We start from the raw sequence: 26524 nt of genomic DNA, 5'->3' as shown, positions 1-26524 counted from the left end.
TGCGGTTCAGCCTAGCGCGCGTGCCCGCTCGACGAGGTAGGCGCGAAGCGGCGGCTCCGTCGTGAGTGATATCGCCTTGTCGTACGCTCGCCGGGCGTCGTCGTCTCGACGAAGACGCGTAAGGAGGTGCGCACGCAGCGCCCAGGCAGGCTGAAACCTCTCCGCGTGCTGTATGGCGTCGAGCAGTGCGAGCGCGACCTCTAGTCCCTCGGTTTCTGCGGCCACAGCCGCCTGTGCGACAAGTGCGCCAAGGGTCGGAGCTCGGGCGACGAGCACCGCGAGAAGTGTGGCCAGCGCGGAGTAGTCGACGCGGCCTGTTCGCGCCCGGTCGCAGTGCACGGACTCGATCGCCGCCTCGAGCTGAAAACGCCCGACGCGATGGGCGTCTGCGGCGCGTCGCACGTAGTCTTCGCCTCGCCTGATGAGTTCGGCATCCTCGGATTTTTCGCTTGGCCCTGACGAGCCGTTGCGCGAGGGTGGGCGCGGGCACGGCGAACGCGCGAGCGATTGTCGCGGTGTCGACGCCGAGAATCACCTGGAGCATGAGCGGTGTTCGCACGGTGCGTTCGACTGCCGGATGCGCGCAGGCGAAGAGGAGCTCGAGGCGACGGTCGGGAATGCCGTCGACATCGCTGGCACCATCGTGTGGGTGTGGTGTCGCCTCTGCTTCGTCGAGCGGAACAGTTGTGCGCGCGTTCGCCGAGCGAAAGCCATCTCGCATTCGATTGCGCGCAACGGTGAGAAGCCACGCGCTCGGATTGTCGGGAACTCCCGAGATCGGCCACGTCCGCAGCGCTCGCTCGAAAGCGTCCGAAACCGCGTCTTCTGCCGCCGCGATGTCTCCCGTTCCGGCGGCGAGGATCGCCATCAGATGGCCACGAGAATCGCGCGCGGCGCGCCGAACCTCTTCGGCAACGTCGCGCGCGTTCTGCTCAGCCATGGGTCAACCGGCCGGGTGCCACGCTCCGTCGCCGGCGACAAGCTGCGCCGGTCGAACCTCGATGCTTCCGTAAGCAGCGCCTGGACATTTCTCGGCCCACGCGAGCGCGGCATCGAGATCAGGCACGTCGATGGCGAAGATCCCGGCGAGCTGCTCCTTCGTATCGGCGAACGGACCGTCTTGCACCCGCATCTTCCCCTCGCGCACGTTGACGATCGAGGCAGACGACGACGGGTGCAGCATGGCGGCATCGACCAGCACGCCGGCATCGGTCAGCTCGCGAACGAAACGTTCGAAGCCCACTTCGGCGTCTGCCCATGCCTCGGCCGGAACGTCTTCTTGCCTGACCTCTTCGTTGTGCAAAATGAGCGCGTAACGCATGTGTTTCTCCTTACCAGGTACGAAACGACCCGTTGCCGTTTCTACCTTGATGACGATCGACCCGTCCGTCAATCGACACTTCGAGAAAAATGCCCTGTTCCGTTCGTGCGCCAGGTCAGTGCTGGCGTCAGACGCGGGCGTCCTGAGCCGGAATCCAGATCTGCTTGATGATGAGCAGAATGGATGCCGTCACGGGCACAGCAATGAGCGCGCCGAGCAACCCCAGCAACGTGCCGCCCACGAGAGCTCCGATCACAACGAGCGAGCCCGGAATCGATACTGCCTTGTTCATCACCCGAGGAGTGAGCACATATGCTTCGATCTGCATGTATACGAGATACGCGATGGCGAAGATGAGTGCGTTAAGTGGGTTCGCGAAGAGCGCGAGCACCGAGCCGATGACCCAGAACAACACGGATCCGACGAGCGGAATGAGCGTGAGCAGAAACGCGGCCGCCATCATGAGTGGCGGAAACGGCAGTCCGAGAACGAAATACAGGAGCCCCGTGAAGATCGCGTTGACGAATGCCAACGTGACCATTCCCGCCGTGTATCCGCCGATCGCGTCGGTGATCTGCTCGGTCATATCGGAGAGCCGCGCCCGGTTTCTCGCGGGTGCCAGGCGGTACATCGACATTTTGATGCTGGGCAGCGATGCAACGAAGTACAGCGTCAGCACGATCACGATGACCGCGCCCGAAAGTCCCGTCGCCACCGAGACTCCGACCTTGAGCGCGCCGCCGCCGATCGCGGCGATGTTCGAGGGGTCGGCGACGAACGCCTGCAGATCACCGAGCAGCCCCTCGAGTCCCGGGCCGAAAATTCCCTCAAGGGTATGAAACAGATCCGACGTCGCAAACTCGTCGATGAGCGCGGGAACCGACCGGGCGAACAGGGCGATCTGCCCCACGAGAATGGGAATCGCGAAGCCGAGGATGCCGCCGAGCACAACGAAGACACCGGCGAACACGATGACGATTGCCCACGGTCGTGAGATTCCGCGCCGTGAGCACCATTTCACCGCGGGCTCGATCGCAAGCGCGAGAAAGACGGCGAAGAGTAGATAGATAAGAACCGTTGACAGGCTCGACACGGCGACGCCGAGCGCGACGGCGAGCAGCACGCCGATCGTGACGAGAAATCCTGTGCGCAGCGGCCTCCCCACGACGATCATGCGGGGCCGACGATTCTCGGGCTCGATGGCGGGTTGCCGACGACGTCTCATGTCGGTCACTCTATGGGAGCACGGGGTCGCGAGGCGTCACCCGGCCGCGATTCGCTCCAGTTCGGCCGCAAGCCCGATGTCGGCGACGACGAGCCGACCGACGTACCACGCTGCGGGTTCCCGCAGCATCCCCGCCTTGGCCGCCCCGAACGTGACGGTAAGGTCGGCTCGCAGAACGCACGGGCCGGGCACAGCTCCCGTGTCTGGATGAATGCCGCTCGGCAGGTCGCACGCGACGATGATCGGATGCTGTGGCTCAGTGAGCTGCGACAGCATGCGCTGCACGATCTCGCGTGCCGTGCCGCGCAGCCCGCTGCCGCTCGATCCGGTTCCGAGGATAGCGTCGACGATGATGTCGTAGTGCAGGGCGTCGACGTCCTCGGCGGACGTCACCGTCGCTCCCGCCTGCTCGGCAGCCGTGAGTCCTGCCTCGTGTACGCGTTCGGAGGTCTGCACCACGTCGATGAGAAGACCCCGAGCGGCCAGAATCGCGCCGGCGAACAGCGCATCGCCGCCGTTGTTGCCCGATCCGATGACGAGAAGAACGCGTGCTGGTGCAGAATCGTGCGTGCTCATCTGCGCGTGATCCACCACGGCACTGATCTCATCGGCGAGCGCCAGTGCTGCTCGCTGCATAAGCGGCACGCCCGCATCGAGAAACGGCTGTTCAGCGGCGCGCACCTGCGCTGCCGTATACGAGATCATGCTGCCAGGCTATGGCGACAGCCGCAGAGCCGCTACAGGTAGTCGCTGAGCGACGCCTCACAAATGGAACTGTCCGCGAGTTCACGCCACTGCAGAGCCGACGCGGGCGAACCTTCGTCGGCGCTCGTCGATGTGACGTCACCCATGATGCGCCTCGCCAAAAGCGTCTTGTCTTCGCAGTCGGTGCAGTCGATCACGGTCGAGCTGATCTCGATGCCGTGCGAGCTTCCGGCCAGCATGTGCAACTTCTCGGCGAGCGTCTCGTAGATGGGCAGAACGCGCGACGAGCGCGCGGCGCCTCCCTTGATCACGACGTACACGTGCGCGTCGCCCTCGAGCAATGCGCACGAATCGTCAATCTGCTGCTCAATGCGACGCAGCGACCGCTTTACCTCGCGCACTCGATCGCACTCAGACAGGTCGACGCCGACGATCAGCGCTCTCGCAGCATCCTCACCTTCACGGTGCAGGACGAACTCCTCGAACTCGCGGGTCAGAACGCCGCGCCCTGAGGCTTCGGCATCAAGTTCTGTCAGGCAGTCAAGATAATCACCACGTCGCAGAACGACGGACGATGCACTCACTTCTGTGCTTTCTCTCGTGGGGCCCGCACAGGGCGGGTGCCGGTCGGGTCGACCGGGCTTTCTCGGCATGAACGCGGGACGAATGCTGTGTCTCACAGAACCGCATTGCACACCTCCCGTTTTCAGGCCGCCGACCAATATAGCCCTCCGCCTCGCATTTGTCAGCCCCGCACCTCTAGCCGGAATCGCACCGGTTCGAGACAATGATGGAATGAGCGAGATTCTGGTCACCGGAGGAACGGGAACGGTGGGCATTCCCACCGTCGATGCACTGCGCCGAGCGGGACATTCGGTGCGCGTTCTGAGCCGCCATGCCGGGCCGGATCGAGTGCAGGGCGACTTGCTCACGGGCACCGGTCTGGGCGACGCTCTCGACGGCGTCGACACCGTGGTGCACCTCGCCACGTCGGGAAATGCAAAAGACGTGGATGCTGCCGAGCGGCTGCTCGTCGAGGCGGAGCGTCGCGGTGTGTCGCACATCATCTACATCTCGATCGTCGGCATCGAGAGCATCCCTCTTCCCTATTACCAGTCGAAACTGGAGGTGGAGCACCTGCTTGAGGCCTCACCAGTACCCCACACGATTCTGCGCGCCACCCAGTTTCACGACCTCATGAGAATGATCTTCGCGTACCAGAAGCGCCTGCCGTGGATCTTCGTTCCGCGCTTCGGCGCGCAGCCGATCTCTGTGGATGACGTCGCCACGCGGCTCACTGAGCTGGCAGCAGGAGAACCGGCGGGTCGTGTGCGCGACATCGGCGGCCCCGAGAAGCTCAGTGCCGAACAGATGGCGCGGCAGTGGAAGGCCGCCGCGCACTCGACGAAGCGCATCGTATCCATCCGGCTGCCTGGAGCGATCGTTCGGGCGCTGCGCGAACGCAAGAACATGGTGCCGGGTCCCGGCTACGGCACGCAGACCTTCAGCGAGTACCTCGCGAAGCACTACAGCTGAGCAGCATCCGTCTCGGACTCTGCCTGCTGCTTCGGCGTCGCGGGCGTGAAGACAGCGAGACCCACGACGCACGCCACGATTCCCGCGAGAAACAGCACCTTGAGCAGTGACGCCGCTTCTGCGCCCGTCGCCATGGCCCATGTCACAGTGAGGGCGGCCCCCGCGCCCGTCCACACCGCGTATGACACGCTCACGGGCAGCCCCTTCATGGCATAGCCGAGACCGAGCATGCTTCCGGTCAGCGCGACGACGAACACCATCGATGGAACAAGCCGCGATAACCCGTGCGACTCCCCAAGGGCCGTCGCCCACACGGCTTCGAGCACAGAGCTGGCAAGCAGAACGATCCAGAACCGCATGGTCAGCTCACCACCTTGAGGCCGACGACGCACGCGACGAGCCCCGCGAGCAGCAGCACGCGCGTGACCGTCGCGCGCTCCTGCTTCGACACGATTGCCCACACGGTCGTGAGCACGGCGCCCATCCCCACCCATACGGCGTAGGCAGTGCCGGTCGCAATCGACGTCATCGCAAACGCGAGACCGGCCATGCTCGCGCACATCGAGACGACGAACAGAACGCTGGGCCACAGCTTTTTAAGACCCTTGGATGCTGACAGGGCACTGGCCCACACGGCCTCAAGTGCGCCCGAGACGATGAGAATCACCCACGCCACGACAATCACCTTTCCTGGTCAGTCTTGTCGCTGTGCGGGTACTGCTCCCTCGTCCGCAGGCCCGGTGGGGACCTTGGTGACCAGAATAGCGGGGCTGCCTGAGCAGATCTGGAGCACGTGGTAGTTTCACCGGGTGATCACGTTGTGACTGACTCCGAGAACCCGGGTGAGGCAGAGCACGATTCTCCCGGCACGCCTCCCGATGCGCCGCGCACCGGGATCTTCGCGGACTTGACGCCGCTCAAGCGCAGCCCGGCGTTCGCCCGGCTGTGGGGCGGCAATGCCGTCGCCGGAATCGGCACGCAGATGACGATCGTCGCGATCGGCCTGCACATCTACGACCTCACGGCGTCGACGTTCGCGGTCTCGCTCGTCGCGCTCTTCGCCCTCGTGCCGATGCTCGTCTTCGGGCTGTACGGCGGCATGCTGGCCGATGCGTTCGATCGCCGAAAGCTTGCCCTCGTCACGGCGGTCATCGCGTGGAGCTCAACGGTGACGCTCGCGATTCTCGCATGGCTGCACGTGGAGCAGGTGTGGCCGTTCTACCTCGTGATGACGATCAACACCGTTGCCGCGACGGTGCTCGGTACGACCAGGCAGGCGATTCTGCCTCGCCTGCTGCCGATCGAGCTTCTGCCGGCAGCATCCGCCCTCACGGGCATCAGCGCGGGTGTCATGGTCACCGTCGGCCCAGCGCTCGCGGGCGTGCTCGTCGCAACGGTCGGCGTGCAGTGGACATTCACGACCGATGTCGTGCTGTTTGCGTTCGCTTTCGCGGGGATCGCGTCGCTGCCGAAAATCGAGCCGCAGGGCGAGGTGCGCTCAACGGGGTTCGCCTCCATCATGGAGGGTCTGCGCTTTCTGAAGACGGCGCCCAACATTCGCATGTCGTTCATCGTCGACATCGTGGCCATGACCTTCGGGCAGCCGCGCGTCATGTTCCCCGCGGTCGGAACGCTGCTGCTCGGCGGTGGCGCGATCACGGTCGGCGTGCTCACGGCGGGTGTCGCCGTCGGCGCGTTCATCACGAGCGTCTTCTCTGGCCGGCTCGGTGCCCTGCGACGTCAGGGACTCGCGATCCGCAATTCCATCGCGGTGTTCGGCGCAGCGACGCTCGCGTTCGGCGTCGTACTTCTGATCGCGGCGCTCAGCGGTGGTGTCGCGAGCGAGCAGCAGGTGAACTGGCCGGCGCTGATCGCCGCAACGCTCTGCATGGTTGTCGCGGGCGGTGCAGACAACGTCAGCTCGATTTTCCGTATGACCTTGCTGCAGGCGTCAGCGCCCGATGCGATGCGCGGCCGCATTCAGGGCGTCTTCACTGTCGTCGTGACGGGCGGCCCACGGGTCGGCGACCTCGTCGCGGGCGCGGTGACGGCGCTCACGGCCCTCTGGGTGCCACCGCTTTTCGGCGGCATCCTCATTGTGCTGATCGTGTGGATGCTGGTGCGCACGCACCCGCGATTTGCGAATTACGACGCGCTCGACCCGCAACGGTGACAGCTCAACGCCGCCGTGGCGCTTCGGGCGTGCACGCTACTGACCAAACTCCTCGGCGAGCGCGCCCGCCATCACCGTGGCATCCCACTGGTGGTACGTCGCAGCGACCGTGCGCAGCCGCGCGTTGGGAAGCTCGCTCACGATCATCTCGGCGGCGGGCGGAAAGATCGGCAGCGTCTCGGTGCCGACCATGGCAAGCGTCGGCTGCGTGACGTTCGGCCAACGCTGCCCCCGCGGTGTGTCATGAATCGCGATGGATGCCGCGTCGGCAACGAGCGACGGAGCGAGAGCCACCATGCCCGGCCACGCGCCGCTCGATTTGGCACCCTCGAGCCACGCAGGCGGCATGTCCCGCATGAAGTACTCGACGGCGGCCTCGTTGCGGCCAGCGGCGATGCGGTTTCGCAGCTCGATGACGTTCTCTTCTGCCTCACCGGAGTCCTCGACGGTGAACGGAACCTCCCAGAGCGCGAGGCGACTGATCGGCAGCCCGGCATTCGCCGCCCACAGCGAGATCGAGCCGCCTGAGGAGTTGCCGAACAGCGCGGCCTCCGAGCCGGCGGCGTCGATGAGTGCGGCGATGTCGTCGATCTCGTGCTGCAGCTCGTGTCCAGCATCCTCCGGCTTCACAGGCCCGCTCTCACCGCGCCCGCGCCTGTCGTAGTTGATAACCGTGAACCCTCGTTCGGCAAGCATCTCAGCCATCTGCGCTGTCGTGGCGTCTGAGGCGCGCGCCTGCATGGCCCCGGCGATCAGAATCACCGCCGGACCTGAACCGTAGCTGTCGTACGCGATGGGCGTGCCATCGGCAGACGTCACGAACTCCGTCATCAGTCACTCCTTCGTGATCGAGGCACTGTTCTCGCCACAAGCCTGCCACCTTGATGCACGGGCGCGCTACAGGCCCGTCGCATGTTCAGGCCTCGTTCTCCGCGGCTGATCTGATCGACGCCAGGCGCGTGTCCCAGCCGGCACCCAGGTCAGCGAGCAGACGAGCGGCCGCATTGAGGCGAGCACCGAGAGCGACGTAGCGGCGTTCGCGCCCATGTCGTCGCGACTCGACGAGTCCAGCTCGCTCGAGTACGTCGAGGTGCCGCACAATCGCCTGGCGCGTTACCGGCAGCTGCTCGGCGAGCGCGGACGCCGACGACGGCTCGCGCCCGACTTTCTGCAGAATTCTCCAGCGCGTCGCGTCTCCGAGTGCTGCGAAGATCTCGACGTCGACCGTGCCGCTCACGCTCGCTCCGCAAACGACTTCGCCAGCGCAACTTCCTGCTCCCAGCCCTCAGCATTCGCGTCAAACTCTCGGCGGCGCTCCTCTGCTGTGCCGGGCAGCGCCGCGAACCCGCTCTCGGTCACCGTCAGTTTCACGCCGTCTGCCTGTTCGGCGATGCGAAACTCGACGAGCGTCGATGGTGACCGCTCATCGTTCGCATCTTGCAGCCACCGGAACGCGGCGTACCGCGGCTCATCGAGCGCGACCGTCAGAAATGCGAAAGCGCCATGGGCATCGTCGTGAACGATCGTGATGTCACCGCGGCGCTCGATCCGGTGCTCACGAAGCTCCCCGTCATTGATATACCAGCCAGGTTCGGAGATGAGCTCCCATACTCGTTCCGGCGCTGCCGCAATGTGCACGTTCCGTTCGATACTGTCGAGTTCTTCCATTTCCGCCTCCTCGATCTGCAACAAAATGATTGCACATGTCTGTCGTGACGTGCAACTGTTTTGTTGCAGCATCCTCACATTGCCTGGAATATTCCCTACGCCGCTCCCGTTGGTGCTCTATGCAAACGCATAGATAACGAGCGCGAGGACACCATGAGCGACCCCCAATTCGGAATCGACACGTTCGGCGACGTCACCGTCACCGACGCCGGCGAGCGCACGCCCGGCCATCAGGTGATTCGCGACGTCGTCGCGGAGGCCGTGCTGGCAGATCAGGTCGGCATCGACGCGATCGGCCTCGGCGAGCACCACCGTGACGACTACGCGATCAGCTCGCCCGACATGGTGCTTGCCGCGATCGCGGGGCAGACGAGCCGCATTCGCCTCGGCACCGCCGTCACGGTGCTCTCGAGCGACGACCCCGTGCGCGTGTACGAGAGATTCGCAACTCTGGATGCTGTGAGCAGCGGCCGCGCAGAGATCACGCTCGGTCGGGGAAGCTTCACCGAGTCGTTCCCGCTGTTCGGCTACGACCTCGATCAATACGAGACGCTCTTCAACGAGAAGCTCGACCTCTTTGCGAAGCTGCTCGACGAGAAGCCGGTGCACTGGCAGGGCACACACCGTGCGCCGCTGCACGGAGCGAACGTGTATCCGAAGACCGCCGCGGGGCGCATTCCCGCGTGGATCGGCGTGGGCGGCAGCCCCGAATCGGTGATCCGCTCGGTCAGATACGGCATTCCCATGATGCTCGCCATCATCGGCGGCGACCCGGCGCGCTTCGTGCCCTACGTCGACCTCTACCACCGCGCTTCCGACGAACTGCACGTCGACAGGATGCCGCTCGGCGCCCACTCCCCCGGCCACATTGCCGCAACCGACGAACTCGCGCGTGAGCAGCTGTTCCCCCACTTCACCGCGAACCGCGACCGCATCGGCGCCGAGCGCGGCTGGCCGCCCACGACGCGCGCAGATTTCGAGGGCGAAGCCGAGAGCGGATCGCTGTACGTCGGGTCGCCCGAAACCGTCGCGCGCCGCATCGCCGCGACGGTCCAGACGCTCGGGCTCGACCGCTTCGATCTCAAGTACTCGAACGGCCCGATGCCGCACGGGCAGCTCGCCGAGTCGATCGAGCTCTACGGCACCAAGGTCGTCCCGATGGTGAAGGACATTCTCGCGAGCTGACCGGCTGCTGTGACAGCATCCATTCATTTTGGCCTTTCACCCGGCATTTGTTAGTGTTTTGCGGGAGATATTGCTGAATTGAAGACGTGCCGCGTCCTGCCCCGAGATCGCCCAGCGATCAGACGCCGCCGATGTCTTTCGCAGGAATCTTTCATGCGCATGCATTGTTATCTCGGATGAGCCACATTCCCAAGGAGTTTGATTGAGCACACCCGCTGAGGTCGTCGAGACCGACACCGGAACAATCACCCGCTACCGTCGCCACCCCCTTGGCCGCGGCCTGGTTGCTTCGGGAGCAACGGTCGACCCGACCGCCCACATTGAACGAACCGCATACGTTGAGCCCGGCGCCGTCGTCGGCCGCGGAGCATGGATCGGCGCGACCGCGTGGATCGACCGCGACGCCACGATCGGAGCTGCCGCGGTTGTCGGCGCAAACGTGCACGTCGGCCAGAACTCGCACATCGGGCACGGCGCCCGTGTCGGCGGTCACTCGCGCATCGGCGCGAACGCCCGCATCGGCAACGGCGCCCACATTCCGGGCGACAGCCAGGTCGACGCATTTGCGGACATCGCCGGACCGGGAGACATTCCCGCCTAACGGCACAACGCATTCGTCAGCGGCGAATGGCGCTCCCCCAACGGAGTCGCCATTCGCCGCTTTCGTGTCGCGGGGCGGTGAGCAGTGAGTTGCAGAAAGTGGCGGCAATTCGCCACTCTGATGGCCGCCACTTTCTGCAACTCACTTTGGGGCAATGAGGACAGGACGGCCCGATGCCACAGCTCGCCTCGGGGTTGCGTCAGGGTCAGCCCCGAGCGGGTTTGGGGTGAGGTCCGGATGCTGCGAGGCGACGCGCTCGCGAGGCTGGACGTATGCTTCAACACTCCCGCGATCCGCAGCACGAAGGCCGCCCCACGACCGAGCAGCAGATGGGCCGCGAACGCCGCGCGCCACGGCTGCGACGACCGCGCGCCGTTCTCGCGACAGCATCCGCCATCGCTGTGTGTGGCCTCGGCATCACGGTCGGTATCACCGCGTGTGCCCCGAGTTCACCCGCCGTCGACACCGTCGGCAACGTCGACTTCGACACGCCCCTCGCGATTCCGCCGCTGGCCGAGCGCACCGTCGACGCTGACGGAACCGTGCACGTCGATCTCACCGCCGAACAGGGCACCACCGAATTTCGCAGCGACACCGAAACTCCGACCATGGGATACAACGGAAGCTACCTCGGCCCGACAATCCGGGTGAATCGCGGCGAGCATTTCGCCCCGTGCCTCACGAACAACCTCGACGAGGTGACGACGCTGCACTGGCATGGCATGCACCTGCCCGCCGCCGCAGATGGGGGTCCGCACCAGCCCATCGAACCCGGCGCAGACTGGTGCCCCGACTGGACGATCGATCAGCCGGCGGCGACGCTCTGGTACCACCCGCACGCTCACGAAGACACCGAGCGTCAGGTGTCGCACGGAATGGCGGGGATGCTGCAGATCAGCGACGCCGTCGAGACGGCGCTGCCGCTGCCGCGCGAATACGGTGTCGACGATATTCCGGTCATCGTGCAGGACGCCCGGTTCTCTGACGACGGCGAGTTCGAGAAGACGAACGACTTCGTCGGAACCCTCGGCGATACGCTGCTCGTCAACGGCACCATCGGCCCTTACCTCGACGTCACGACGGACGTCGTGCGGCTGCGAATTCTCAACGCGTCGCCCGCCCGCGTGTACGACTTCGCCTTCGACGACGACCGCGAGTTCGCCATGATCGCGAGCGACGGCGGTCTGCTCGAGAAGCCCGTAACGCTCGACCACGTGCGGCTCTCTCCGGCCGAGCGCGCGGAGATTCTCGTGAGGCTGCAGCCCGGCGAGACGGTGACGCTGCGCAGCAACCCACCGGATCTGGGTGAGAACTTCCAGCCGATCACGGGGGCGGCGGGGCACGCGGACCGCTTCGACGTGCTGCAGCTGCGTGCAGCATCCTCACTGGATCATGTCGGCGAGGTTCCCGAGACGCTCACGACGATCGACCCGATCGACCCGGCGGATGCTGTGGGCGAGCGATCGTTCACGCTCAGCGGGCATAGCATCAACGACAAGCAAATGGTCATGGACCGCATCGACGCCGTCGCGACAGTGGGCACGACGGAGATCTGGAACGTCGTCAACGAGATGCCTGCGCCGCACAACTTTCACGTGCACGACGTGCAGTTTCAGGTGCTGAGCGTGAGCGGTTCGCCTCCGCCGCCCGAGCTTGCCGGGTGGAAGGACACCATCTACCTCGAGCCCGACGTCGAATACCGCATCATCATGGAGTTCGCCGACTATGCCGACGACGAGAACCCGTACATGTACCACTGCCATCTGCTGCGGCACGAGGACGCGGGCATGATGGGGCAGTTTCTGGTCGTGGAACCGGGAGCAGACGTTCCGTCTCAGTGGCGCGTCGACGAGACGCCGGGCGACGACGCTGACAAGGGCGATCACCAGCATTGAGCGGCACGCACGGCAGCGCGCACCGGCGGGCCTCACGCCCGATGCGGCGCGCGGCGGCTCAGGCCACGCGCTTCCACCGGCCGCCGTCGCGCCGGGTGAGAAACCAGCCGGCAACCTCGACAACACTCGAAGCGACGGATGCTGCATGAGCGGCGACCTGCTCGGCCAGCTCGTCGTCGTCAGACTCGAAGCGCACGACGATGCGTGGCGTTCCGCGCACGAGCTGCAGATCGCTGGCCTCGACGGTTGTGAGTTCTGCGATAGCATCCGCCACTGTTGGAATCACCCGCTCGGGAGCGACGCCCGCACGCATCGCCCCTGGTGACAGCGTGACGCGATACGAGGCCATGGCGCGATGCTACCGGGCAGATGTGACTATGCGCCTGCGAAGAACGCTCCCGCAAGTTCCGCCAGCGCCACGGCGTCGTCGACGTGCACCATCTCGCGCGCCGAGTGCATCGACAGCAGCGGCACTCCGACGTCGACCGTCCGCATGCCGAGGCGCGTGGCGGTCAGCGGCCCGATCGTCGATCCGCAGGGAACCGTGTTGTTCGACACGAACGTCTGATAGTCGGCGCCGCTCGAAGCTGCGAGCCGTGCGACAAGCGCTGCACCAGCAGCATCCGTCGCATACCGCTGATTCGCGTTGATCTTGAGCAGCACGCCATCGCCCGCAAACGGCTGATTCGCCACGTCGTGCCGCTCGGCGTAGTTCGGGTGAACGGCGTGCCCCGCGTCTGCCGAAAGACACCAGGATGCTGCATAGGCCTGCTTCTGCTGCGACCGCGTTGATCCGAGGCTCTCGCCGATGCGCGTCAGCACGTCGTCGAGAATCGGGCCGCTCGCACCCGAGCGCGACTGCGAGCCGAGCTCTTCGTGGTCGAACGCGGCGAGCACCGAAATGTGCTCGGCGTTGGCGCCAGCGCTGTGCGCCTTCAGCAGCGCCACGAGCCCCGCGTACACCGACGAAAGGTTATCCATGCGGCCGGCAGCGAAAAAAGCATCGTCACGCCCGAATCGGCGCGGCTCCTGCGTGTCGGCGGTGAGCAGATCGTACCCGGCGACATCGTCGCGATCGACTCCCGCCATGGCCGCAAGCTCACCCAGCAGGTCAGCCTCCCGAGCATCCCCGACGCCCCACACCGGCTGCACGTGACGCTGCCGGTCGAGCTTGAGTTCGTCGTTCACGCTGCGGTCGAGGTGAATAGCCAGCTGCGGAATGCGCAGGAACGGGCCCGTGCGCACGAGCACCTCGGTTCCGTCACGCAGTGCGAGGCGGCCGGCAAGCTCGAGCTCGCGATCCAGCCACGAGTTGAGCAGCGGTCCGCCGTAGATCTCGACGCCGGCCTGCAGCCAGCCCAGGCGTCCGGTCGTCGGCGACGGCTTGAGTTTGAATCCGGGCGAGTCGGTGTGTGCGCCGAGCACGCGGAACGGCGTCGTCGGCGTCGATGCCTCGGGCTGCAGCCATGCGATTACGGCTCCGTCGCGCACGATATAGCGCCCTCCCGGGGTGCTATTCCACGCGGCCGCCTCGTCGAGCCGTTCGAAACCCGCCTCGTCGAGACGCCGAGCCACCTCAGCAGCGGCGTGGTACGACGACGGCGACGCCGTGATGAAGCGAGCGAAATCGGCAATGTGGTCGGTCACAGCATCCATTCCTCCATCCAATCACGGGCCTGCCACGGCATCCGCTCAGCAGTGGCGCAAGGCTCACGCCTAAGCTGTACGCGTGCGTCCCTATCTCGTTCCTCTGATCGGTGCGATCCTTCTCATCATCGGCATCGTCATCGTGCTCACGAACAGAGATCTCGCCACCGTCGCCCTGGTCTTTCAGATCGCGGGCGTTGTGCTGCTGGGCTTCTACATGGTCGCGCAGATCGTGCCCGATCGCGGGAGCCGCCGAGGCCGCAAGCGCTGAGCGCGCAGCCTGTCTCACTCGAGCACCGCGCGCGCAACCCCCTTTTGCCGCTCGCCTCGGCGTGGCTAACGTGGCCCACACGTTGACGAACGGGAGGCGACGATGACCGACACGAATCCCCCTGCACCTGAAGACCCGCGCCTGACCGAGAAGGAGACGGTCACGAATGATGCGCTCGCGGGTGAACCCGTCGAGGGCGGTGTTGAGCCAGACCCCGAGACGGTCGCGGAGACGCAGGACCCTCGGGACCCCGAGTTCGTCGTGAACGAAGACGGCGAGGTCGAGCCGGTTGCCGAGAACCCGGAGTTGACGGAGCACTCTGACGACGACGTCATTCTCGGGACGGATGCTGTGGACAGCCGCTCCGACGGCGCCGACTACCCGCCGGTCGCTGAGACCGACGATCGCGAGCCGAGCGAAGAACAGCAGACGGACGGAGGCCCGGCCTGATGACGAACGTGACTCCACCGCGCCGAGTTCAGTTCGACCGACACGGAGGACCCGAGGTCTTCGATGTCGTGTCCCAGGAACTGCCCGATACGGGCGCAGACGAGGTTCAGGTGCGCGTCATCGCGGCGGGGCTTAACCCGATCGATGCGGCGATCGCCGCCGACCCGCAGGTCGCCGACGCATACGGCGTGACGCTGCCCGCGGGCAATGGCAACGACTTCTCGGGGCGCGTCGTCGAGGTGGGGCGCGACGTCGACGAGTTCGGCGTCGGTGACCTGGTCTTCGGCGGGTGCCGTATGGCTGCGCAGTCCGATTACCTCGTCGCACCAGCATCCGAAGTTCTGCCCGTGCCCGACGGTCTCGGCATGGAGCAGGCTGCCTGCCTCGACATTGCGGCGAAAACGGCGATGGCGACGGTTCAAGCGATGAACATTCAGAGCGAGGACACGGTGCTCGTGAGCGCTGCCGCGGGCGGCGTCGGTCTGCTGACCGCCCAGCTCGCGCAGCGCATCGGTGCTGTCGTCGTGGGAACCGCGAGCGATGAGCACCACGGGGTGCTGAGCGATCTCGGTGTGCCAGCGCACCGCGTGAACACGCTCGTTGACGGTGCGTTCGCGGTCGAGCACGGGTTCAGCACTTACGGTTACGCCGACGGTTCGGTCGACGACGTGCGCACGGTGGCGTCGTTCATCGCGAATGGAGAGGTCGACGTGCCCATCGCGGGACGCTACCTTCTCGACCGGGTGCGCGAAGCGTACGAACGCCTGCTTGAGGGGCACGTGGTGGGCAAGCTCGTGCTCACGACCGAAGAACCGACGCGCGCCGAGCATCCGGAAGCGGCGACGTAGCGAATGCTAACGGCGCTTCGGCGCTCAGCGCGGGCTGAGGTCGAGCCGCCGCAGCAGCTGGGCGTTGAGCGCGACGACCACCGTTGACGCCGACATGAGCAGCGCCCCAACGGCGACGGGGAGCACGAAGCCGACGGGTGCGAGCACTCCTGCCGCGAGCGGAACGGCGATGAGGTTGTAGCCGGCAGCCCACCAGAGGTTCTGCGTCATCTTGCGATAGGTCGCGTTCGAGAGGTCGACGACGGACAGGACTGCGCGCGGGTCGTCGCTCGCGAGAATGACTCCCGCGGAGCCGATCGCGACGTCGGTTCCAGCTCCGATCGCGATCCCGACGTCGGCCTTCGCGAGTGCGGGAGCATCGTTCACGCCGTCCCCGACCATGGCGACGCGACGGCCCGCTTTCTGAAGCTCCGCAATGTGCGAGGCCTTGTGCTCGGGTCGAACCCCCGCGTGCACCTCGTCGATGTCGAGTCGCTGCGCGACGGCATCCGCCACCGCTTGCGCATCACCGGTCATCATGACCACACGGATGCCGCGGCGATGAAGCTCGTCGATAGCGCGACGCGACTCGTCGCGCACCTCGTCAGCCAGTCCGATCGCACCAATGACCTCGCCGTCGCGCACGACGTGCAGAACGGTGGCGCCATCGTCTTCCCACGGTTCCGTGTCGGCAAGACTCTCGCCGCCGACGGATCGCAGCAGCGCCGGTCCTCCGACGCGAATCACGCGGCCGCCGATGCTCGCGGTCACTCCGACAGCGGGCTCTGATGTGAAGTCGCTCGCCTCGGGGAGCTCGAGTCCGCGTTCCTCCGCCGCGCGCACGATCGCGCGCGCGAGCGGGTGCTCGCTGTCATGCTCGGCCGCGGCGGCAATGGCGAGAACGTCGTTCTCATCGTCCGAGCCTGAAGACGCAACTCCGGTCACGACCGGCTCGCCGCGCGTGAGCGTTCCCGTCTTGTCGAAGACCACGGCGTCGACTTGCCGCATAGTCTCGAGAGCCAACCTGTCGCGCACGAGCACACCGGCGTTCGCAGCGCGCTCTGTGGCGATCGACACGACGAGCGGAATGGCCAGCCCAAGCGCGTGGGGGCACGCGATCACCAACACGGTGACGGTGCGAATCACGGCATCATCGGGCCTACCGATGAGCGTCCAGACCAGCGCGGTGATGACGGCGGAGCCGAGGGCAAACCAGAACAGCAGCGCGGCAGACTTGTCAGCGAGGCGCTGCGCGCGAGAGCTTGAGTTCTGCGCCTCAGCGACAAGGGTGCGGATGCCGGCGAGCGCCGTGTCTTCGCCCGTCGCAGTGACGCGCACGCGAAGCGCCGAATCCGTCGCGACAGCGCCCGCCACAACGCGCTCGCCCACGTCACGCGCGACCGGTGTCGACTCTCCCGTGATCATGGACTCGTCGACGGCCGCGGCCCCGTGCTCGATCTCACCGTCGGCTGGAATGCGGCCACCCGGGCGAACGATCACGAGATCGCCGACGTCGAGCTGCCCGGGGGCGACGGTCTCGACCGTATCGCCGACGACACGCTCGGCCTCGTCCGGCATCATGGCCGCGAGCGAGTCGAGCGCCGACGTCGTCTGCGCAAGCGACCGCATCTCGATCCAATGGCCAAGCAGCATGATCACGATCAAGAGCGCGAGTTCCCACCAGAAATCGAGCTGGTGGTCGAAGATTCCGAGGCTTGCACCGAGTGACGCAACGAATCCGACGGTGATGGCCATGGCGATCAGCAGCATCATGCCCGGCTGCCGCGACCTCAGTTCACCCCAGCCGCTCGTCAAGAACGGGCGCCCGCCCCAGACGAAGATGATGGTTCCGAGAACGGGCGAGACCCAGTCCGCGCCGGGGAAATCGGGGCGCTGGTAGCCGAGGATCTCGGCGAACATGGTGCTGAAGAATGCGGTCGGCGCCGCGAGCACGAGCATGATCCAGAAGAGCCGCCGGAATTGAGCGACGTGCGACGAATGGTCGTGGCCGGAGTGGCCATCGTGCGCACCCTGATCACCGTGTTGAGCGTGCTCGTGGTCGCCGTGAGCTGAGTCACCGCTGACAGGCCCCTGGTCACCATGCGGTGAATGGTCAGCGTGTGCTTCTCGCGTATGTGCCATGTTTCCTCCCGCTTCGCACTATACCCCTAGGGGGTATAAGAACACAAGCGCGGTCGACCTGTCTTCCCCCTTGCTTTCCCGGTCGAAAGCGCGTAAACCGAGCGGTGAGGGAGTGATCACGATGAACGACAACGACGCCACACCAGACGAATCCCCCGACCACCACGGCGATCCCGGCGCACATTCATGGTCCAGGCCGGATGCCGCAGGTCGCGCCGAACACCCATCGCCAAGCGGTGACCCCGGCACGGACTCCTCGGACCGCGAGGCGCATTTCGAGCAGGGCGAGAACCCGATATCGCATGGCGATCCCGGTTCAGCATCCCGCACCAGGCCCGACCGCCACGCAATGGACGACAATCCGTCGGGAGGCGGCGACCCGGGCTCTGATTCGTCGAGCAGAGCGCGCTGAACAGCATGACGGGGCGTGACGCTCGACCATACGGGGAGGGGGTATACTGCGTGTGGGAGGCATCATGCAACACGGCTACGTCGACGACAAAGAAGCTCTGCTCAAGCGCCTGAAGCGCGCCGAGGGGCAGGTTCGCGGCATCCACAAGATGGTTGAGAACGACACCTACTGCATCGACGTGCTCACGCAGGTCTCCGCAGCGACAAAGGCCCTCGAGACCGTCGCTCTTCAACTGCTCGACGACCACCTCAACCATTGCGTCGCCCAGGCGACGCAAGAGGGCGGCCCGGTTGCCGACGAAAAACTCAAAGAAGCGTCTGCGGCTATCGCCCGCCTCGTGCGCTGACCGATACGCAAAGGAACGATATGGCCTTCACCGACCTTGGGCTCACCGACAAGAACGCGACAGGTGGCGGATGCTGCGGAGGCGGCGCCTGCATGTGCGGCGGTCACGACTCGGGCTCGCGAGCCGTCGACTCGGTCGATGGCTCGGTGACGACAACGATCGGCGTTACGGGCATGACCTGCGGCCATTGCGCCTCGGCCGTGACAGAGGAGCTGTCCGCCCTGGGAACCGTTACCGGTGTGTCGGTCGATCTGAAGCCGGGCGAAGAGTCGCGGGTGACGGTCACGAGCGAGGAACCGCTCGCGACAGCATCCGTGCGTGCAGCGATCGAAGACGCCGGATACACACTCGCATAGCGTCACCTCTCGCGCTGAGCTGTGACACCTGCTCGCTGCTGTGATCATGACGTATCGGGTGGGTCCTTGCCATCTGCCGTCGCTCGATGTCTTGCGCGCCGACGAGTTCTCCTCACAGCGCGCGCCCTATTGCGCCCGAGGCGGATCGGCTGATTCGACCGCGTCATGAAGGGCGGCGGCGTCAGGTACGGAATGCCGTCGCGCATGTAGATGTGCCAGTTCTGAGCATGCAGCATATGGTGATGAGCACTGCACAGCAACAGTCCGTTATCGATGTTGGTCTTCCCGCCCATGCTCCAGGGAACCGCGTGATGCACTTCGCACCAGTCGGCGGGTATGTCACACTCAGGCCATGCGCACGTTTCATCGCGGGCCGCGATCGCGAGTTTCTGTTGAGGCGTGAACGCGCGCTGGGTGGTGCCGAGCCAGAGCGCCTCCCCGTTCTCGCCGAGTACCAGGGCCCGGGAACCGCTGTCGCAGATGATTCGCTCGGTCGTGACCGGGCCGACCGGCTCGGTGCCCCCGTTCACCCAGCCCGTCGCATTTCCGATCCGGACATCGTCCAAGCTTGCGGTGATGATCACCTGCGTCATTGTTCGCCTGCTTCGGGCGCCGGTGACCGCAGCTCTGTGTCCGGCGGTGACGACAGCATCAAGAGCATCATGAAGCTTCTGCCCTTGCGTGCGCGGGTCGAGATCGTGCGAGCCCACCCCAACAGGTAAGGATGCTTCTGCCGCAGCATCTGCGGCGTCGACGCTCTCGACCGCGCTGTCAGCGGTCTCGGTACAGTCGGGCGAGCGATCGCCCTCGTCGCTCACAGCATCGGAGTCTTTACCGAGACTGGCGCTGCCGCTCGCGGCATCGGCCGGTTCGAAGCTGACGCGTGTGCGCGGGTTGGTCGACGTTGAGATCGCAGCGACGAGGTTCGCTCGCGCGTCCGGGGTGAGCAGTCCGCGGACCGGTGTCATTCCGTCACGGTTCTCTTTGCCGATGCTGAAGAACCGCTTCTGGCGCTGCATCTGCTCCCTTGGGCGCGCACCATCTGGGTCGAGCGCTTCCTTCCATACCCGCATCTGCGATGCCGTGTACTCAGGTGTCCCCTGGCTCGCGATACGCATCATTCCCGATTCGGCCGCCTCGAGCATGTCGGCATCGGCGTGCAGACGCACGTCGTCGAGGTGGCGGATCACCGGCGTGACAGCTTCCACATCGACCGTTCCAGAGAACGCCGCCTCGGCGATGTGTTCCCAGCGAGGGGGCAACGCTGCCCCGGTCAGAGAATCACGTCCGCAGATTGCGTCGCCGTAACTGAGGATCTGACGAACGGTGCGCTTCGGAATCCGCGCTACCGACTGCAGCAGCCCTGCGGCGTCTTTCTGCCCGTTCCGTGTCGCCAGGGTCTGCGAGCCCTCGAGCTTCACCGAACGGGCGGAGACCTCTGTCGCAAGAACAGCCATCGCCGCCTGCTGCGCCCGGCCCAGCGCAGCAAGATCATTCACAGCACCCAGAAGCTGTTCGTCGGTTGCCGCAGTCGCTGATCGCGGCAACGCGTCAAGCAGGGCACCGGCCGCCGACGCAGCCGTAGCCGCGACCGCAGTGGCGCTCTGTTCGACCGGTTTTTCCATGCCCCTAGTCTGTCAAGGGCCACCGACATTCCGACCCGCCCAGAGCGACGTAAAACCCCAGGTGTGGGTAACTTTCCACGTTGATCACCTGTGGACGACGAAGCAGGAGTTCCCACCGCAGACGGCGTCGCGTCTGTAGCATGTTTCCGATCGAACGAGTGTGGGGGGCGCCGTGACACATACTCCACCATCCCAGCGTGTCGGTCGCCGTAGCTTCGATGTTGCGCCGATCGAGTTGTTCTTTGACCTGGTTTACGTCTTCGCGATCATTCAGCTCTCGCACCTGCTCGTGGCCCATCTATCCTGGCTCGGCGCTCTCGAAATGGTCGTGGTCTTCGCCGCCGTGTGGTGGGGCTGGAACTATACGGCGTGGGCGATGAACTGGCTCGACCCAAGTCGCACGACCGTTCAGGTCTCGACCGGCGTGCTCATGCTCATGGCACTCGGCATGGCGATCGCGATCCCCGACGCGTTCGGCAATGCCGCATGCCTCTTTGTTGGGTGCTACCTCTTGATGGGCGTCATGCGACCCCTGCTCGTCATCGCATCGTTCCGAGGAACGCAGATCGCCCACAATTATCGGATGCTGCTGGCCTGGACACTCTTCGCCGGCGTCTTCTGGGTCGTCGGAGCCGCACTGGATCCCTCAGCACGACTTGCTCTGTGGATCATCGCCGTCGCGATCGACTACGCTGCACCCCTGCTGCAATTCCGGGTTCCGGGCGTCGGCTCTGCTCCGATGCACCTGTGGGATACCGAGCCCGAACACTTGGCGGAGCGCAACCGCCTCGTCTTCATAATCGCCCTCGGCGAGTCCATCCTGATGATGGGCGGCACCATCGTCGATGCAGAAGCAGTATCACCGGGACTCGTCACGAGCCTGCTTCTCGGGTTCGCTGCACTCTTCGTGCTGTGGTGGAACTACTTCGCCCTGGCCGGGCACAACGTGCAGGGCGGAGACGGCTCAACGGCAGCGCTGCGCTCGGCGTACGCGTACGCCCACGCGTTCATGGTGCTTGGCGCGATCCTTGTCGCCGTTTCCACCGAACTCCGCCTCTCACACGAGCACCTCACACCAGCCACCGTCGTCGTCACGATAGCCGGCCCCTTCGTCTACCTCATGGGCAACGTGCTTTTTCTGCGCTCGCGCTTCGGTCGCCTCGCAGCCTCGCGATTCGTCGCGATGGCCTTGCTGTTGCTCATCGGGGCAGGTTCGCTGTTCTGGCTCGATCACGTTCCGACGATCATGCTTAGCATCGCGGTTCTGGCCGTCATCACGGCACTCGCGGTCACGACGGTCGTGCAGAGTTCCCGCCAACGGTAGCGGGCTGAACGTCCAGTCATCTCTCAGCGCTGCAGATATAATGTCGTCAGGACAGTAAATTCTGGAGGCGCCATGACACCGACATCCGGGTGGCACTATCGCTCCGACATCGTCAACGCTCTGACGCGCATCATGAGCACGTGGACGAGCAGCGATTTCGTCTCCGCTGTCGCACGCGACGGCGGCGTCGACCTCGACCGCCCCGCCATCGTCGCGGTCACGCACATCGGCATGCACGGCCCGCAGCGCCCGTCCGCCCTCGCAGAGGCACTCGTCACAGGAGCGTCGAACGTCTCGAAGATCATTGCGCGCCTCGAACGCGCGGGTCTCATCCATCGCGAGACCGATCCCGACGATGCTCGCGCCAGCCTCGTTCATCTGACACCCTCGGGCAGCGACGTTGCCGCTTCTCTCGCGCGCGCGGGTGATGAACTCGCTGATTCGCTGCTGCGCGGTTGGACCGATGCCGATCGCGCCACGTTCGAACGCCTCCTCATCAAGTTCGACCGGGCAAGCACCGCGTATGCGACCCAGTCACCATTACCGGATGCTGCGAAGCACCGCTCCGCAGCATCAAACCTCCCTACAGAAAGTGAACACTCATGACTCGCACAACCGTCGTCACCGGATCGGCATCGGGCATCGGCAAGGCAACGGCCGACCTACTGCGTGAACGCGGGCACCGTGTGATCGGAGTGGATCTGCGAGACGCCGACGTCACCGCCGATCTGTCCACTGCCGATGGCCGCGCGTCAGCGGTCCGCGAGGTCACCGCGCTCGCCGACGGCAGTCTGGACAGCATCGTCGCCGCGGCCGGCATCTCGGCGCCGAAGCCGCTCACGGTTTCCGTGAACTTCTTCGGAGTCGTTGCGCTGCTCGACGGCCTGCAGCCCGTGCTCGCCAGGTCTGACGCCCCGCGAGCCGCGGTCGTCAGCTCGATGGCATCCATCCAGCCGAACTCACCCGAACTGGTCGAAGCCATCCTCTCGGGCGACGAAGACCACGCACTGCGCGTCGGCCAGGAGCTTGCTGACAAGGGACCGCAGTCGGGCTACCTGAATTACCCCTCAAGCAAGCGCGCTCTGTCGCGGTGGGTGCGTCGAGCTGCCATCAGCGACCAGTGGGCGGGCGCGGGGATCCCCCTCAACGCCGTCGCGCCCGGAACGGTGCTGAGCCCGATGACCGCCGAGTTGCTCTCGACCCCCGAAGGCAGGCAGATGGTCGACGCGAACGTGCCGATGCCGCTGAACGGGCACTCGGAGCCGGTGGTGATCGCGCGCTTGCTTGCATGGCTCACCAGCGACGAGAACTCGCACGTGACGGGCCAGACCATCTACATCGACGGCGGGGCCGACGCCTCGCTTCGTGGCGACGACATCTGGAGCGGCCTGACAAGCTGACCTCCGTCACTCATAGACCACGGCACCCCGACGGCTCTCCCTTCGCCGCTGGGGTGCCGTTCTTCACGGTCTTGACATGCAAGCGTCCACTTGCCTATCTTTGAGACATGGCCGACGTCTACAAGGCGCTCTCAGACGAGACACGCAGGATCGTTCTCGACGAGCTGCTCGAACGCGACAATCAGACGCTGTTCGAGATCTGCGGGCGCCTGGCGATGCGGCACAACCTGACGCTGTCGCGTCAGGCCGTGTCGCAGCACCTTGATGTGCTCGAGAACGCAGGTCTCGTGCATTCCGAGCGCCGCGGCCGGTACAAGATCCACTCCATCGACACCACGCCTCTTGCTCAGATTGCGGAGCGCTGGCCTCTCAGAAAGGCATGACAATGAAACTCCAGGCAACGACGATCTTCGTCGATGACCAGCAGCGCGCCCACGACTTCTACACCCAGAAGCTCGGCTTCGTGGTCGCCGATGACATCCCTCTCGGCGACGCACGCTGGCTCACGGTGGTCGACCCTGAACGGCCGGACGGCACGCAGATCTCACTCGAGCCGAAAGGCCACCCCGCAGTGCGTCCGTTCACCGAGGCGCTCGTTCACGACGGCATCCCCTTCTGCATGCTCGCCGTTGACGACATCACCGCGGAGTTCGAGCGGCTCACAGGACTCGGGGTCACGTTCACGCAGCCGCCGACACCGATGGGCCCCGTCATTACTGCCGTGCTCGACGATACGTGCGGAAACCTGCTGCAGCTCGCTCAGTTCGTGGAGTAGTCAGCGCCGGTTCAGGGCCGCCGCGCGTCGCCGCGCTCGTGAGGCATGCGTGCGTCCTCGACCTCCATCGCGGCCACCGCGAGTGCGAAACCGCGGTGTCCCCGGGTCGTGAATACCATGATGAACGACGTGACAACGAGCGCCGCGAGAAGCAGACCGCCGATCGATGTCTGCCACTCGAGCAGCAGCATGTAGCCGCCGATGCCGAGCAGAAACCTGAGGGGGCGCGCAACGGCAGCGGGCGTCACGCCGTGCAGCGCACGGATCAGCACGATGCGTTCACCGAGAGTGACGCCGCCGATCAGCACTGAGATCAACTGTGCCACGAACGGCACGGCAAAGGCCGCGGCGTCGAACACGAACATCGGCACCGCGAGTTCTGACCGCCCGTCGAACAGGGCGAGCACGAGACTCACGGCGACCACAATCCAGCCAAGCAGCCAGATGAGAGCGACGTCGCACAGCATCCCGAGCAGGCGCCGCGTTGCCGTGATGGGGCGTGGTGCGCCAGCATCCATTCGCTGTTCCCGCCGCTTTCCAAGCAGCGTGCCGACAATCGACCCGGCCAGCGCGCCCGCGGTGTTGGCGATGAGATCGTCAACGTCGAAGACGCGGTAGGCGCACGAGTACAGCCCCCAAATGCCCGTGACCTGGGTGATCTCGATCAGCATGGACACCACGAAACCCGCGATCGTCGCGACGATGAAACCGCGGCCGCCCAATCGCCGCAGAAACCAGCCGAGGGGCATGAAGAGCACGACATTGAGAGCAACCTGCACGGCCGCGGGGTTCTGCATGAGGGCGCCGACGCTGCCGACGCCGTGGTGCGCGACATCGTTCACGAACATGAACGGCACCGTTTGCGGCGGAACGCACGTGATGTCATGACTCTGCGGAAACGGAAGGAGCGTGTAGGTCCAGAGAGCCATGCTGTAGATGAGCGCCGCAAACCACAGGATGCTGCGCCACAGCGTCATCTCGCCGCGACGCCGGTAGCTCACGGCGACGAAAGGCACGAACGCGAGCACGGCGAGACCGCACCCGACGAGAACGGCGACGAGGGCTGGAGTCAGGGCGCTACTCACCCGACGATCGTACCGACGATTCCGCGGAGAGTTCGACAACGCGGTCTGCGCGAGCCGCCGTCGCCTCGATCAGGTGAGCGTTCGCGTCGTCGACCCGCTCGACCCATGCTGTGGCAGCATCCAAGCTCTTGCCGAATTCAATGTGCCGGGCAATCAGCCGCTCGCGACGCAGGGCATCGTTCTCGCGAACGAACCACACCTCGTCGAGCGCATCGCGAACGCTCTCCCAGCCATCGAGCAGCAGATAGTTGCCCTCGGTAATGACGACGTCCACGCTTTGCTCGATCGCTATGGCTCCCGCGATCGGCTGCTCGATGTCTCGCTCGAATCCGGGTGCATACACGGTGTGGTCGAGACGCGCGGCGAGCGTGGCAAGCAGCCGGGCATAGCCGTGCCGGTCGAAAGTCTCCGGAGCACCCTTTCGGTCTCGAATGCCGAGGTCGTCAAGCGTCACATCTGCGAGGTGGAAGCCGTCCATGGGCACGTTCGCGGCGGTCGTTCCAAGCTCGGCCACGAGCGTGCGAGCCACGGTTGTCTTGCCCGCACCTGGAGCACCGCAAATGCCCACGATCGTGCGCTGACCCAGGGGACGGATGCTGCGGATCGCCGCCGCGAGTTCAGTGAGTGCTTGTGCCACCCTTCGAGTGTGCCACCTGCCGCGGAGCTGCCGGGGACGCGCTCATGTTGACGGCCCGGTGCCGAAGTGCGAGCGTTGTGCACGACAGTTCGATGCCGAGACCCTGGGAGCATGCGTGAGATCGATCCTCGTCACAGGCGCGACCGGCGGAATCGGGGCAGCGGTTGCGCATCGCTTTGCCGAGGCCGGCGACCGCATCGCTGTTCACTACGTGAGCAATCGGGAGGGCGCCGAAGCGACGCTGCGTGGCCTGCCGGGCCGTGGCCATACGCTCGTGTCGGGCGACATCGGCGACGCTGATGGCGCGAGAGGCATCGTGGACGCGGCACTCGAACAGTTCGCAACGATCGACGTACTCGTCTGCAATGCCGGCATCGCGCCGTCTGCAGCAAATCGGCACGTGATCGGCGAGTCGTCCTACTCCGATTGGTCCGCCGTGTTTCGCCAGATGTTCGACGTCAATCTTCTGGGAGCAGCCAATCTCGCGTGGGCGGTGGCGACGCACCTCATTGAGCGGCAGGCGCCGGGCGCGGTCGTGAATATCGGTTCACGCGGTGCGTTCCGCGGCGAGCCGGAGCATCCTGCTTATGCCGCGAGCAAGGCGGCTCTGCACGCTCTGGGCCAGTCGCTTGCCGTCGCCCTCGCTCCTCACGACATCTCAGTAACGTCGGTTGCACCGGGTTTCGTCGCCACTCCCCGGCAGCGTCCGAAACTCACGGGCGTAGAGGGAGACGCGCTGCGTGCTCAGAGTCCGTTCGGCAGAGTCGGCACACCCGACGAGATCGCCGCGGCGGTCTTCTGGCTCGCGTCGCCCGAGGCCGCGTGGTGTTCGGGCACAATCCTCGATGCGAACGGCGCCTCGCACCTTCGCTCCTGACAAGCGCACCTCGCAGTGAGAACCTGGAACAGTCGATTGGA

Annotated in this window: 33 protein-coding genes, 1 pseudogene and 1 riboswitch; of the genes and pseudogenes, 17 read left to right on the top strand and 17 right to left on the bottom strand. The window is 65.5% G+C overall.

What is annotated here, in order from left to right; translation table 11 throughout:
* Positions 1-6: 6 nt before the first annotated feature.
* The 6 genes and pseudogenes from ATJ78_RS16065 to ATJ78_RS05365 form a co-directional block, all read right to left on the bottom strand.
* Positions 7-402, bottom strand: coding sequence for an RNA polymerase sigma factor (locus tag ATJ78_RS16065; RefSeq protein WP_245836418.1), 396 nt, complete (start codon positions 400-402; stop codon positions 7-9).
* Positions 403-754: 352 nt separating this feature from the next.
* A pseudogene (locus tag ATJ78_RS16060) lies at positions 755-868 on the bottom strand (RNA polymerase subunit sigma-70); the annotation flags it as partial.
* 75 nt (positions 869-943) lie between these two features.
* On the bottom strand, positions 944-1321 hold the full coding sequence (locus ATJ78_RS05380) for a YciI family protein (RefSeq protein WP_098406659.1): 378 nt from the start codon (positions 1319-1321) through the stop codon (positions 944-946).
* A 127-nt stretch (positions 1322-1448) separates the two neighbouring features.
* Positions 1449-2546 (bottom strand): AI-2E family transporter, encoded by a 1098-nt coding sequence (locus ATJ78_RS05375; RefSeq protein WP_098409223.1) that lies wholly within the window; start codon positions 2544-2546, stop codon positions 1449-1451.
* A 36-nt stretch (positions 2547-2582) separates the two neighbouring features.
* Positions 2583-3251 (bottom strand): NAD(P)H-hydrate epimerase, encoded by a 669-nt coding sequence (locus tag ATJ78_RS05370; RefSeq protein ID WP_098406658.1) that lies wholly within the window; start codon positions 3249-3251, stop codon positions 2583-2585.
* 32 nt (positions 3252-3283) lie between these two features.
* Positions 3284-3835, bottom strand: coding sequence for a hypothetical protein (locus ATJ78_RS05365; protein WP_098406657.1), 552 nt, complete (start codon positions 3833-3835; stop codon positions 3284-3286).
* 211 nt (positions 3836-4046) lie between these two features.
* Between ATJ78_RS05365 and ATJ78_RS05360 the strand changes: the two genes are divergently transcribed.
* Positions 4047-4787 (top strand): SDR family oxidoreductase, encoded by a 741-nt coding sequence (locus tag ATJ78_RS05360; RefSeq protein WP_098406656.1) that lies wholly within the window; start codon positions 4047-4049, stop codon positions 4785-4787.
* Here the strand turns inward: ATJ78_RS05360 and ATJ78_RS05355 are convergent.
* Both ATJ78_RS05355 and ATJ78_RS05350 read right to left on the bottom strand, forming a co-directional pair.
* Positions 4778-5146: a DMT family transporter gene (locus ATJ78_RS05355; protein ID WP_098406655.1), complete on the bottom strand. Its 369-nt coding sequence runs from the start codon at positions 5144-5146 to the stop codon at positions 4778-4780. The genes ATJ78_RS05360 and ATJ78_RS05355 overlap by 10 nt on opposite strands.
* A gap of 2 nt (positions 5147-5148) precedes the next feature.
* Positions 5149-5463, bottom strand: coding sequence for a DMT family transporter (locus ATJ78_RS05350; RefSeq protein ID WP_098409222.1), 315 nt, complete (start codon positions 5461-5463; stop codon positions 5149-5151).
* Between the two features lie 13 nt (positions 5464-5476).
* A riboswitch (guanidine-III (ykkC-III) riboswitch) is annotated at positions 5477-5541 on the bottom strand.
* A gap of 66 nt (positions 5542-5607) precedes the next feature.
* On the opposite strand from ATJ78_RS05350, the gene ATJ78_RS05345 reads away from it, so the two are divergent.
* The gene (locus ATJ78_RS05345) at positions 5608-6960 is read left to right on the top strand and encodes an MFS transporter (RefSeq protein WP_342744777.1); all 1353 of its coding nucleotides are present in this window, start codon (positions 5608-5610) and stop codon (positions 6958-6960) included.
* A gap of 36 nt (positions 6961-6996) precedes the next feature.
* Here the strand turns inward: ATJ78_RS05345 and ATJ78_RS05340 are convergent, their stop codons facing one another.
* The 3 genes from ATJ78_RS05340 to ATJ78_RS05330 form a co-directional block, all read right to left on the bottom strand.
* The gene (locus ATJ78_RS05340) at positions 6997-7791 is read right to left on the bottom strand and encodes an alpha/beta fold hydrolase (protein ID WP_098406654.1); all 795 of its coding nucleotides are present in this window, start codon (positions 7789-7791) and stop codon (positions 6997-6999) included.
* 85 nt (positions 7792-7876) lie between these two features.
* Complete coding sequence (locus ATJ78_RS05335; protein ID WP_098406653.1) at positions 7877-8197, bottom strand: ArsR/SmtB family transcription factor; 321 nt, start codon at positions 8195-8197, stop codon at positions 7877-7879.
* Positions 8194-8628 (bottom strand): SRPBCC domain-containing protein, encoded by a 435-nt coding sequence (locus tag ATJ78_RS05330; protein ID WP_098406652.1) that lies wholly within the window; start codon positions 8626-8628, stop codon positions 8194-8196. The genes ATJ78_RS05335 and ATJ78_RS05330 overlap by 4 nt, the downstream gene beginning before the upstream one ends.
* 153 nt (positions 8629-8781) lie before the next feature.
* Here ATJ78_RS05330 and ATJ78_RS05325 point away from each other — a divergent pair, with 153 nt between their 5' ends.
* From ATJ78_RS05325 to ATJ78_RS05315, 3 genes are all read left to right on the top strand, one after another.
* Positions 8782-9813: an LLM class flavin-dependent oxidoreductase gene (locus ATJ78_RS05325; RefSeq protein ID WP_098406651.1), complete on the top strand. Its 1032-nt coding sequence runs from the start codon at positions 8782-8784 to the stop codon at positions 9811-9813.
* A gap of 202 nt (positions 9814-10015) precedes the next feature.
* Positions 10016-10414: a transferase gene (locus ATJ78_RS05320; protein WP_098406650.1), complete on the top strand. Its 399-nt coding sequence runs from the start codon at positions 10016-10018 to the stop codon at positions 10412-10414.
* A gap of 272 nt (positions 10415-10686) precedes the next feature.
* Positions 10687-12309 (top strand): multicopper oxidase family protein, encoded by a 1623-nt coding sequence (locus ATJ78_RS05315; protein WP_245836217.1) that lies wholly within the window; start codon positions 10687-10689, stop codon positions 12307-12309.
* A 58-nt stretch (positions 12310-12367) separates the two neighbouring features.
* Here ATJ78_RS05315 and ATJ78_RS05310 read toward each other — a convergent pair whose 3' ends face one another.
* The gene (locus tag ATJ78_RS05310; protein ID WP_098406649.1) at positions 12368-12658 is read right to left on the bottom strand and encodes a hypothetical protein; all 291 of its coding nucleotides are present in this window, start codon (positions 12656-12658) and stop codon (positions 12368-12370) included.
* 26 nt (positions 12659-12684) lie between these two features.
* Positions 12685-13965, bottom strand: coding sequence for a M18 family aminopeptidase (locus ATJ78_RS05305; protein ID WP_098406648.1), 1281 nt, complete (start codon positions 13963-13965; stop codon positions 12685-12687).
* Between the two features lie 73 nt (positions 13966-14038).
* Between ATJ78_RS05305 and ATJ78_RS05300 the strand changes: the two genes are divergently transcribed.
* The 3 genes from ATJ78_RS05300 (at position 14039) to ATJ78_RS05290 (ending at position 15525) form a co-directional block, all read left to right on the top strand.
* A complete protein-coding gene (locus ATJ78_RS05300; RefSeq protein WP_098406647.1) occupies positions 14039-14227 on the top strand; it encodes a hypothetical protein in 189 nt (62 codons plus the stop codon).
* Positions 14228-14329: 102 nt separating this feature from the next.
* Positions 14330-14677, top strand: coding sequence for a hypothetical protein (locus ATJ78_RS05295; protein ID WP_098406646.1), 348 nt, complete (start codon positions 14330-14332; stop codon positions 14675-14677).
* Positions 14677-15525 carry an NADP-dependent oxidoreductase gene (locus ATJ78_RS05290; protein WP_098406645.1) on the top strand — a complete coding sequence of 283 codons (849 nt, stop codon included), beginning with the start codon at positions 14677-14679 and terminating at the stop codon, positions 15523-15525. Before ATJ78_RS05295 ends, ATJ78_RS05290 begins: the two co-directional genes overlap by 1 nt.
* A gap of 24 nt (positions 15526-15549) precedes the next feature.
* Here the strand turns inward: ATJ78_RS05290 and ATJ78_RS05285 are convergent, their stop codons facing one another.
* Entirely contained in the window at positions 15550-17646 is a 2097-nt protein-coding gene (locus ATJ78_RS05285) for a heavy metal translocating P-type ATPase (protein ID WP_098406644.1), read from the bottom strand.
* A 121-nt stretch (positions 17647-17767) separates the two neighbouring features.
* Here ATJ78_RS05285 and ATJ78_RS05280 point away from each other — a divergent pair, with 121 nt between their 5' ends.
* From ATJ78_RS05280 to ATJ78_RS16225, 3 genes are all read left to right on the top strand, one after another.
* Positions 17768-18058: a hypothetical protein gene (locus ATJ78_RS05280; RefSeq protein ID WP_141898212.1), complete on the top strand. Its 291-nt coding sequence runs from the start codon at positions 17768-17770 to the stop codon at positions 18056-18058.
* Between the two features lie 64 nt (positions 18059-18122).
* The gene (locus tag ATJ78_RS05275; RefSeq protein ID WP_098409219.1) at positions 18123-18404 is read left to right on the top strand and encodes a metal-sensitive transcriptional regulator; all 282 of its coding nucleotides are present in this window, start codon (positions 18123-18125) and stop codon (positions 18402-18404) included.
* 20 nt (positions 18405-18424) lie between these two features.
* Positions 18425-18760, top strand: a complete 336-nt coding sequence (locus ATJ78_RS16225; RefSeq protein WP_098406642.1) for a heavy-metal-associated domain-containing protein — start codon at positions 18425-18427, stop codon at positions 18758-18760.
* Positions 18761-18804: 44 nt separating this feature from the next.
* Here the strand turns inward: ATJ78_RS16225 and ATJ78_RS05265 are convergent, their stop codons facing one another.
* Positions 18805-20385: an HNH endonuclease signature motif containing protein gene (locus tag ATJ78_RS05265; RefSeq protein WP_098406641.1), complete on the bottom strand. Its 1581-nt coding sequence runs from the start codon at positions 20383-20385 to the stop codon at positions 18805-18807.
* Positions 20386-20557: 172 nt separating this feature from the next.
* Here ATJ78_RS05265 and ATJ78_RS05260 point away from each other — a divergent pair, with 172 nt between their 5' ends.
* The 5 genes from ATJ78_RS05260 to ATJ78_RS05240 all read left to right on the top strand — a co-directional run bounded on the left by ATJ78_RS05260 (position 20558) and on the right by ATJ78_RS05240 (position 23884).
* On the top strand, positions 20558-21709 hold the full coding sequence (locus ATJ78_RS05260; RefSeq protein WP_245836216.1) for a low temperature requirement protein A: 1152 nt from the start codon (positions 20558-20560) through the stop codon (positions 21707-21709).
* Positions 21710-21781: 72 nt separating this feature from the next.
* The gene (locus ATJ78_RS05255; protein WP_098406640.1) at positions 21782-22315 is read left to right on the top strand and encodes a MarR family winged helix-turn-helix transcriptional regulator; all 534 of its coding nucleotides are present in this window, start codon (positions 21782-21784) and stop codon (positions 22313-22315) included.
* Entirely contained in the window at positions 22312-23109 is a 798-nt protein-coding gene (locus ATJ78_RS05250; protein WP_098406639.1) for an SDR family oxidoreductase, read from the top strand. Before ATJ78_RS05255 ends, ATJ78_RS05250 begins: the two co-directional genes overlap by 4 nt.
* 107 nt (positions 23110-23216) lie before the next feature.
* Entirely contained in the window at positions 23217-23492 is a 276-nt protein-coding gene (locus ATJ78_RS05245) for an ArsR/SmtB family transcription factor (protein ID WP_098406638.1), read from the top strand.
* Between the two features lie 2 nt (positions 23493-23494).
* On the top strand, positions 23495-23884 hold the full coding sequence (locus ATJ78_RS05240; protein ID WP_098406637.1) for a VOC family protein: 390 nt from the start codon (positions 23495-23497) through the stop codon (positions 23882-23884).
* An 11-nt stretch (positions 23885-23895) separates the two neighbouring features.
* On the opposite strand, the gene ATJ78_RS05235 is transcribed toward ATJ78_RS05240, so the two are convergent.
* A complete protein-coding gene (locus ATJ78_RS05235; protein WP_098406636.1) occupies positions 23896-24969 on the bottom strand; it encodes a VanZ family protein in 1074 nt (357 codons plus the stop codon).
* The gene (locus tag ATJ78_RS05230; protein WP_098406635.1) at positions 24962-25606 is read right to left on the bottom strand and encodes a nucleoside/nucleotide kinase family protein; all 645 of its coding nucleotides are present in this window, start codon (positions 25604-25606) and stop codon (positions 24962-24964) included. Before ATJ78_RS05230 ends, ATJ78_RS05235 begins: the two co-directional genes overlap by 8 nt.
* 115 nt (positions 25607-25721) lie before the next feature.
* Between ATJ78_RS05230 and ATJ78_RS05225 the strand changes: the two genes are divergently transcribed.
* On the top strand, positions 25722-26483 hold the full coding sequence (locus ATJ78_RS05225) for an SDR family NAD(P)-dependent oxidoreductase (protein WP_098406634.1): 762 nt from the start codon (positions 25722-25724) through the stop codon (positions 26481-26483).
* Positions 26484-26524: the final 41 nt, after the last annotated feature.

It is taken from the genome of Paramicrobacterium agarici (genome assembly GCF_002563955.1).
In the GTDB taxonomy this organism is placed as follows: Bacteria; Actinomycetota; Actinomycetes; order Actinomycetales; family Microbacteriaceae; genus Paramicrobacterium; species Paramicrobacterium agarici.
The sequence above is the reverse complement of the archived record's forward strand: the minus strand, read 5'-3'. Positions and strand labels throughout refer to the sequence as shown.

Excerpts from the sequence above, each read along its gene's own strand:
- ATJ78_RS05310 (WP_098406649.1), bottom strand. The coding sequence starts at position 12,658 with ATGGCCTCGTATCGCGTCACGCTGTCACCAGGGGCGATGCGTGCGGGC.
- ATJ78_RS05250 (WP_098406639.1), top strand. The coding sequence starts at position 22,312 with ATGACTCGCACAACCGTCGTCACCGGATCGGCATCGGGCATCGGCAAG.
- ATJ78_RS05370 (WP_098406658.1), bottom strand. The coding sequence starts at position 3,251 with ATGATCTCGTATACGGCAGCGCAGGTGCGCGCCGCTGAACAGCCGTTT.
- ATJ78_RS05355 (WP_098406655.1), bottom strand. The coding sequence starts at position 5,146 with ATGCGGTTCTGGATCGTTCTGCTTGCCAGCTCTGTGCTCGAAGCCGTG.
- ATJ78_RS05280 (WP_141898212.1), top strand. The coding sequence starts at position 17,768 with ATGAACGACAACGACGCCACACCAGACGAATCCCCCGACCACCACGGC.
- ATJ78_RS05285 (WP_098406644.1), bottom strand. The coding sequence starts at position 17,646 with ATGGCACATACGCGAGAAGCACACGCTGACCATTCACCGCATGGTGAC.
- ATJ78_RS05255 (WP_098406640.1), top strand. The coding sequence starts at position 21,782 with ATGACACCGACATCCGGGTGGCACTATCGCTCCGACATCGTCAACGCT.
- ATJ78_RS05305 (WP_098406648.1), bottom strand. The coding sequence starts at position 13,965 with ATGGATGCTGTGACCGACCACATTGCCGATTTCGCTCGCTTCATCACG.
- ATJ78_RS05360 (WP_098406656.1), top strand. The coding sequence starts at position 4,047 with ATGAGCGAGATTCTGGTCACCGGAGGAACGGGAACGGTGGGCATTCCC.
- ATJ78_RS05240 (WP_098406637.1), top strand. The coding sequence starts at position 23,495 with ATGAAACTCCAGGCAACGACGATCTTCGTCGATGACCAGCAGCGCGCC.
- ATJ78_RS05380 (WP_098406659.1), bottom strand. The coding sequence starts at position 1,321 with ATGCGTTACGCGCTCATTTTGCACAACGAAGAGGTCAGGCAAGAAGAC.
- ATJ78_RS05275 (WP_098409219.1), top strand. The coding sequence starts at position 18,123 with ATGCAACACGGCTACGTCGACGACAAAGAAGCTCTGCTCAAGCGCCTG.
- ATJ78_RS16225 (WP_098406642.1), top strand. The coding sequence starts at position 18,425 with ATGGCCTTCACCGACCTTGGGCTCACCGACAAGAACGCGACAGGTGGC.
- ATJ78_RS05325 (WP_098406651.1), top strand. The coding sequence starts at position 8,782 with ATGAGCGACCCCCAATTCGGAATCGACACGTTCGGCGACGTCACCGTC.
- ATJ78_RS05295 (WP_098406646.1), top strand. The coding sequence starts at position 14,330 with ATGACCGACACGAATCCCCCTGCACCTGAAGACCCGCGCCTGACCGAG.
- ATJ78_RS05340 (WP_098406654.1), bottom strand. The coding sequence starts at position 7,791 with ATGACGGAGTTCGTGACGTCTGCCGATGGCACGCCCATCGCGTACGAC.
- ATJ78_RS05245 (WP_098406638.1), top strand. The coding sequence starts at position 23,217 with ATGGCCGACGTCTACAAGGCGCTCTCAGACGAGACACGCAGGATCGTT.
- ATJ78_RS05290 (WP_098406645.1), top strand. The coding sequence starts at position 14,677 with ATGACGAACGTGACTCCACCGCGCCGAGTTCAGTTCGACCGACACGGA.
- ATJ78_RS05375 (WP_098409223.1), bottom strand. The coding sequence starts at position 2,546 with ATGAGACGTCGTCGGCAACCCGCCATCGAGCCCGAGAATCGTCGGCCC.
- ATJ78_RS05315 (WP_245836217.1), top strand. The coding sequence starts at position 10,687 with ATGCTTCAACACTCCCGCGATCCGCAGCACGAAGGCCGCCCCACGACC.
- ATJ78_RS05330 (WP_098406652.1), bottom strand. The coding sequence starts at position 8,628 with ATGGAAGAACTCGACAGTATCGAACGGAACGTGCACATTGCGGCAGCG.
- ATJ78_RS05265 (WP_098406641.1), bottom strand. The coding sequence starts at position 20,385 with ATGGAAAAACCGGTCGAACAGAGCGCCACTGCGGTCGCGGCTACGGCT.